This is a genomic window from Neolewinella lacunae (assembly GCF_014349155.1).
GTDB lineage: Bacteria > Bacteroidota > Bacteroidia > Chitinophagales > Saprospiraceae > Neolewinella > Neolewinella lacunae.
Window position 1 is genome coordinate 1 of record NZ_JACSIT010000147.1, and the last position, 6,277, is coordinate 6,277.

Annotated in this window: 7 protein-coding genes; 6 read left to right on the plus strand and 1 reads right to left on the minus strand. The window is 53.8% G+C overall.

The genetic code is table 11. The annotated features are described in order from the left end of the window. The coding region (locus H9S92_RS17780; RefSeq protein WP_187468049.1) for a transposase at positions 1 to 305 on the minus strand (305 nt) is incomplete at its 3' end. Between the two features lie 195 nt (positions 306 to 500). On the opposite strand from H9S92_RS17780, the gene H9S92_RS17785 reads away from it, so the two are divergent. The 6 genes from H9S92_RS17785 (at position 501) to H9S92_RS17810 (ending at position 5,653) form a co-directional block, all read left to right on the plus strand. Beyond that, positions 501 to 1,241: a hypothetical protein gene (locus tag H9S92_RS17785; protein ID WP_187468050.1), complete on the plus strand. Its 741-nt coding sequence runs from the start codon at positions 501 to 503 to the stop codon at positions 1,239 to 1,241. Positions 1,242 to 1,332: 91 nt separating this feature from the next. Further along, complete coding sequence (locus H9S92_RS17790) at positions 1,333 to 1,542, plus strand: hypothetical protein (RefSeq protein ID WP_187468051.1); 210 nt, start codon at positions 1,333 to 1,335, stop codon at positions 1,540 to 1,542. A 246-nt stretch (positions 1,543 to 1,788) separates the two neighbouring features. Next, positions 1,789 to 1,998, plus strand: coding sequence for a hypothetical protein (locus H9S92_RS17795; protein WP_187468052.1), 210 nt, complete (start codon positions 1,789 to 1,791; stop codon positions 1,996 to 1,998). A 488-nt stretch (positions 1,999 to 2,486) separates the two neighbouring features. Beyond that, entirely contained in the window at positions 2,487 to 3,398 is a 912-nt protein-coding gene (locus H9S92_RS17800) for a DNA/RNA non-specific endonuclease (RefSeq protein WP_187468053.1), read from the plus strand. After that, positions 3,385 to 4,938 carry a helicase HerA-like domain-containing protein gene (locus tag H9S92_RS17805; protein ID WP_187468054.1) on the plus strand — a complete coding sequence of 518 codons (1,554 nt, stop codon included), beginning with the start codon at positions 3,385 to 3,387 and terminating at the stop codon, positions 4,936 to 4,938. The genes H9S92_RS17800 and H9S92_RS17805 overlap by 14 nt, the downstream gene beginning before the upstream one ends. Before the next feature lie 229 nt (positions 4,939 to 5,167). Next, on the plus strand, positions 5,168 to 5,653 hold the full coding sequence (locus H9S92_RS17810) for a DUF4442 domain-containing protein (protein ID WP_187468055.1): 486 nt from the start codon (positions 5,168 to 5,170) through the stop codon (positions 5,651 to 5,653). The last annotated feature ends 624 nt before the right edge of the window (positions 5,654 to 6,277 follow it).

A 6,277-nucleotide genomic window follows, 5' to 3' on the forward strand; every position in this document is an offset into this window, starting at 1 on the left:
ACATCAAGATCGCACAGCCCCATTAGATTGAGGATGCCCACAGCAAATCCACGGGCCTGTCGATATGGCAATCGAAAAACAGTTTTAAACATCATCATTGTCTCGATGCAAGTGTCACTGTAACGAAACTGTGCGCCTCGTTGCGCAGGCTCCTCACTGTACCAGTTCTGGATGACGTCCTCGTTAATAAGAAAGGTGATGTTCCCCCGATTCTCTAGCGCTTTGTTATACTCCGACCAGTTGACAACAGTATATTTCTCCTTAGTTGTGGCCTCGAATCGCTCGTCTTTCTTTATCTTTGCCATGGGCTGGACGCTTTGTTCTTGTTTTGTAGTAGATCCAAAGATACGGGCTCCAGCCCAACTTTCACCCCCCTGGCTATGAGGCCTCAGTCGGCCGATTCATGCAACAACGCCCTTGCAAGGGTTCAGACCAAGAGTAATTAGAAGTGTAGCCGAGCTTAGGTAAAACTCACGAGAACCTAAATAAAATTTAACATTATGCTAAAGTTTGTTTTTTACATATTGGCTTTATCGATGGCTAATTCTGCGTGCTCAAAGAAGAGCCCCAGTGAACATGTAAAGGATTTCCATAAAACCGAAATACTAAACACTGTACAAAGCGTTGAATCAAGTAAAGATTCAAAGAAGGACAGTATTTTACCTGCCAATGAGAAACCCTTGCTACAGTTATTTAGCGGATTCTTGAGGCTTAAAACAGACTCAAAACCTGTAAACGTGAACGTTGTCACTATTTACAATACTCATGGTACTGTGTTTGGAAATATCCCCTTGAATAGTATTGAACCTTCCTTTCAAGGTGATTCCGCTTTTTCAATTTGGTCTTACTACCCAGATTACTTTATAGTCATTTTTGAGGCAGATAGTATAACCAGCGATAAACGGTATCCGATAAGGGTAAATAACTCCTTGAAGTATATCGAGCATATTGAAGGGCTTACGGTTTACGAAAATACGTCCGAACACTTGCAAAGTAGCTTTATAGGGACGGACAAGGCTAATCCATTACGAAAAGAACCAAGTTTAAGTTCTGACCTGGTTGAAGAAAGTATAGATTATTCAGGTTTATCGTTTGAACTCCAGAGAATCCAAGGTGATTGGGGATTTGTAATTTGCAATGCTGCCTGTGAAGGCTGCCCAACTGAGGTTCTAGATTTTTCAGGTTGGATTCAAATCCTAAATAATGGCAAGGCTATTGTAAAAATATATTATGCTTGTTAAATCACCCTAAAGAATGGCTACCCTTTGTGGCAATATTCTCCGCTACGACTAGGAGTCAGCCTCTCTAATTGTTCGCTATAATCCCTGAAAAATGCGCACTCTAGAAATTATATTAGGAATAATAATTGGAGCGATAGGCTTAATTTACTTAAATGATGCCATCGGAGCATTAGCATATGAAGAGACTTACAAGTATGTGTATAAAATTGGGTCGACAAATACCATTTTTTTCGTAGATCAATTTCAAGGTTTGCTTTTTTTAATGGAGCCGTTGCCATTGGATGTTTACCTTCCATGGTAATTTGTTTTGCAGGATTCAGAAAATCAATAAATTACGTTGGGATTAATGTGGTATCCTTTTTCCTACTAGCCGCGTTGGCGGCGATAATATTTATAATTGTATCGATGGTTAACGCCTACGAATAACTAACACCCACCTTGTTTTGCAGCAAACCCAAAAGCATATACCCCACCCCAATTCCACACCTCAGCCATCAGGCTTCAGTCAGTCGATTCAAGCAACAACGCCGTTCTGACGGTAAAAATTATGAAAAAATTCACAATCGAAATAGCTAGTATTCCGGACATGGACAACCTTGTAGCAGAAGTTTGGTATGATGATCAAATGGTATTTGAGATCAACCAGGAAAATGGCATCCAAATCCAATTTTTCAAACCTTTCCTCGAAGCCAGTTATGGCTTTGATGATCTCTTATCCACATTGAATGAGGCAAAGGCCAAATTACTAGGCGAGTGATCTTCAATTTCTCACGCCCCATGAGTAGCTGCAAATATGTTCCATCTAGGACAATTATCGAGCAGCGGCAATGCGCAAACACGGTGGATGCGTGATGGGTGAGCTTCTGGGGATTTCCCAATGCCTCAAGATTATTTGTGACGTTGCCCATGGAACGTTGGCCTTACCATGGTTCCCCGCCGCCCCCCACCCCATCTTCCCCATCTTAAAATCCAATAAACCCTAATTCAGACAAGAAACCCAGCAGCAACTCACGCCCCACCCCGCAGGTAAAAAAGCCCACCTCCCAGAGCATCTTAAAAATCCTCAAATCCAACAAATCCAAATTCAGACAAAAACCCACCAGCCCAAGCCCCTTCCCTCCCCCTAAGGCACAAACGTCCCACCCCTCATGGTCTGGCCCCCTATCCCTCGCGGCAGCCCATTCACGCATTCACGCATTCACTCATTCACGCATTCACTCATTCACTATTCCGTACCTTGCACCCATGGCAAAACTCCGGCGCAACCACGCATCCCAGGGAACCCCCGCCTCCGGCGGCACCATCGCCAAGGTCGGCATCTTCGGCGCCATCGTGGCGGGCCTCGTCTGGCTCTTCACCAGCTTCGGCGGCACCCCCCTCGACCCCGAGCCCGAACCCGAGCGCATCGACTACGCCGGCGAAGCCTACTTCGCCCCCGCCGGCACCAGCGGCCAACGCATCGACCACCGCGGCTTCAGCCTATCCTACGACGAAGAATGGGAACAGGCCGAATGGGTAGCCTACCTCCTCGAACGCCAAAACCTCAAACGGGAGTGGACCGACCGGCCCCAAAACTTCCGCCCCGACCCCGCCGTCCGCACCGGCTCCGCTACCGACAACGACTACCGCGGCTCCGGCTACGACCGCGGACACCTTGCCCCCTTCGCCGACTTCGCCTACGACGCCTCCCTGGCCGACGAAACTTTCCTCCTCTCCAACATCAGCCCCCAGGCCCGGCAATTCAACCAGGGCGTCTGGCGCGAACTCGAAGAACTCACCCGCGACTGGGCCAACCGCTTCGAACGACTCTACGTCGTTACCGGACCCGTCATGACCCAAGACCCCAAAGGCACCATCGGCCGCGAAAACCGCGTCGCCATCCCCGCCGCCTACTACAAGGTCTTGCTCGACCTCGAAGGGCCCGAGCAAAAAGGCATCGGCTTCATCATCCCCAACGCAATCAGCTTCGATCCCCTGACGAAATACGCCATGAGCATCGACGATGTAGAAGCCGCCACCGGCATCGATTTCTTCCCGGATCTCCTGCCCAAAGACCAGGAAAGCACCCTCGAAGCCAGCGGGAACCCCGATCTTTGGCCCTTCAGCAAGAAAAAATACGATACGCGCATAAACGATTGGAACAATGTCCAAAATTGAAAGCTTCCGCCAGGAAATGGAAACGAGTTACACCTTCACCGAACCCAGCTTCGTCCTCGGCGGAGCCATGCTCGGTGAAGAAACCCTGACCAACACCCTGGTCCGTATCCCCCTCGGCACCCTCAACCGCCACGGCCTCATCGCCGGAGCCACCGGAACGGGCAAAACCAAAACCCTCCAGATCATCGCCGAACAGCTCTCCCGCGAGGGCGTACCCAGCCTGTTGATGGACATCAAGGGCGACCTCTCCGGCATCGCCGCCGCCGCCGCCCCACACCCGAAAATCGACGAGCGCCACGCCCTCATCGGCATCCCCTTCACCGCCAGCGCCAGCCCCGTCGAACTCCTCAGCCTTACCGGCCAGGACGGTGCCCGCCTGCGCGCCACGGTGGTTGAGTTCGGCCCCGTCCTCTTCTCCAAGATGCTCGACCTCAACGATACCCAGGGCGGCATCGTCGCCGTCGCCTTCAAATACGCCGAAGACAATGATTTGCCGCTGCTCGACCTCAAAGACTTCCGCAAAATCCTCCAGTGGCTCACCACGGAAGGCAAAAAAGAGGTAGAAGCAGAATACGGCCTGCTCAGCACCGCCAGTACCGGTGCGATCATGCGCAAGATCGTTGAACTCGAAAGCCAGGGCGCCGAACGCTTCTTCGGCGAGGTCAGCTTCGACGTCGAAGACCTCACCCGCCTCGACGAACTTGGCCGCGGTATGGTCTCCGTCATTCGCCTCACCGACATCCAGGATAAGCCCAAGCTGTTCAGCACCTTCATGCTCCAACTACTCGCCGAAGTCTACGCCACTTTCCCCGAAGCAGGCGACCTCGACCGACCCAAACTCGTCATCTTCATTGACGAAGCCCACCTCGTCTTCAACGAGGCCACCGACGCCCTGCTCGACCAGCTCCAGTCCATCATCAAGCTCATCCGCTCCAAAGGCGTCGGCATCTTTTTCGTCACCCAAAACCCCGCCGACATCCCCAGCGACGTCCTCGGCCAGCTCGGCCTCAAGGTCCAACACGCCCTGCGTGCCTTCACCGCCAAAGACCGCAAGGCCATCAAGCTGGCCAGCGAAAATTACCCGCTCACGGAGTACTATAATGTGGATACCGTCTTGACCGAGCTCGGCACCGGCGAGGCCTTCGTCACCGCCCTCGACCGCAAAGGCCGGCCCACCCCGCTCGTGCGCACCATGCTCCGCGCCCCCGAAAGCCGCATGGACATCCTCTCCGCCACCGAAATCGCCAGCCTCGTGCGCAACAGCCCCCTGGCCCGCAAGTACAACCAGGACGTCGACCGCGAAAGCGCCTACGAAATCCTGGAGAAAAAACTCGCCGCCGCCGCTCAGTTAGAGCACCGGGAGGAGATGGAAAAACAAAAAGAAAAGGCCCGCAAAACCACTTCCCGCGCCGCCCCGCGCGAGAAATCCATCTTCGAACAGGTCATCAACAACACCACCACGCGGCAGATCGGCCGCACGGTAGCCCGCGAGTTCACCCGCGGCTTGCTTGGGGTACTGGGCATCAAAAAGCGCCGCTGATTTTTTCCGCAGGGCACTCGGGCGCGGCCGCAGGTGCCAGGTCCGTCCTGTTAAACGCAAGGAATGTCAAGGAGCGGAGAGCCAGTTCGGTAGTTCGGTAGTGCACAATGCCCCACTACCGAACTACAAAACTACCGAACTGCATTCTAAAGGCCATTGAAGATCAATCGGTATGGTTATTGCAAGGGCCCGCCCTTATTTTTAATATCTAATTCTACCCCCCTCCGCCATGTCCAACGTAATTGCCGACGCCCTCGCCCGCATTGAAAAGCTCCCCAAAGGCTTGCGCAATTGGGCTACCAACTTTGCCTTCAAGATGGCGGTGCCTTTCGTCCGGACCAGCCGCATCCACTACGAAAAAGTATCGGAGCGGGAGTGGATCGCCCACGTCCCCAACCGCCGGGCCGTGCAGAACCACCTCCGGCAAGTCCACGCCGGTGCCATGATGACCCTGGCCGAATCCGTAGCCGTCACCATGATGGGCATGAACCTGCCGCCCGATCGTCTGCCACTGGTAAAAAGCCTGCATGCCCAGTTCGTCCGCCGCTCCTCCGGACAAATCCGCGCCATCGCCCGGCTGACGGAAGAACAACTCCACGCCATCCGCACCGAGCCCAAAGGCGAAGTCACCATCGAAGTCGATATCCGCGACGCCACCGGCGAAGTGCCCGCCATCATCACCGTCGTTCCCGCCTGGACGACGCGGCGGAAGTAAGGGAGTAAAGGGAGAAAGGGGAAAGGAGCGGCTGCAGACGATCCGCAATCAACATTCGAACATGTTCGAAAGTACGCGGCTGGGGTACCTGGCTGCCGCCGACGATCCGAAATCAACATTCGAACATGTTCGAAAGTACATGGCTGGGGTACCTGGCTGCCGCCGACGATCCGCAATCAACATTCGAACATGTTCGAAAGTACGCGGCTGGGGTACCTCGCTGCCGCCGACGATCCGGAATCAACATTCGAATGTCTCTGGGCTGAGGATGCCCCCTCCTCCCGAATCCCCCCGGTTGAGGGTGTCCCCACCCGAACGTCCCCAGGCTCGGTTAAAGACGTCTCCTCCTCCCGAAACAGCCCGGTTGAGGGTGTCCCCACCCGAACGTCCCCGGCTCGGTTGAAGGTGTCTCCCCCTCCCGAAACAGCCCGGTTGAGGGTGTCCCCACCCGAATGTTCCCGGGCTGAGTTCATTCCCACTGGTCTATGGATACCCGAACTGCCCTCCGACTGAGCGTGAGCACATCCAGAACCGTGTACTCTTATTCGGGTGGGGACACCCTCAACCGGGTTTTTTATCAGGAGTACAGATTCGACGTCAAAGGAAAGTTTTTGCCGCAGGAGA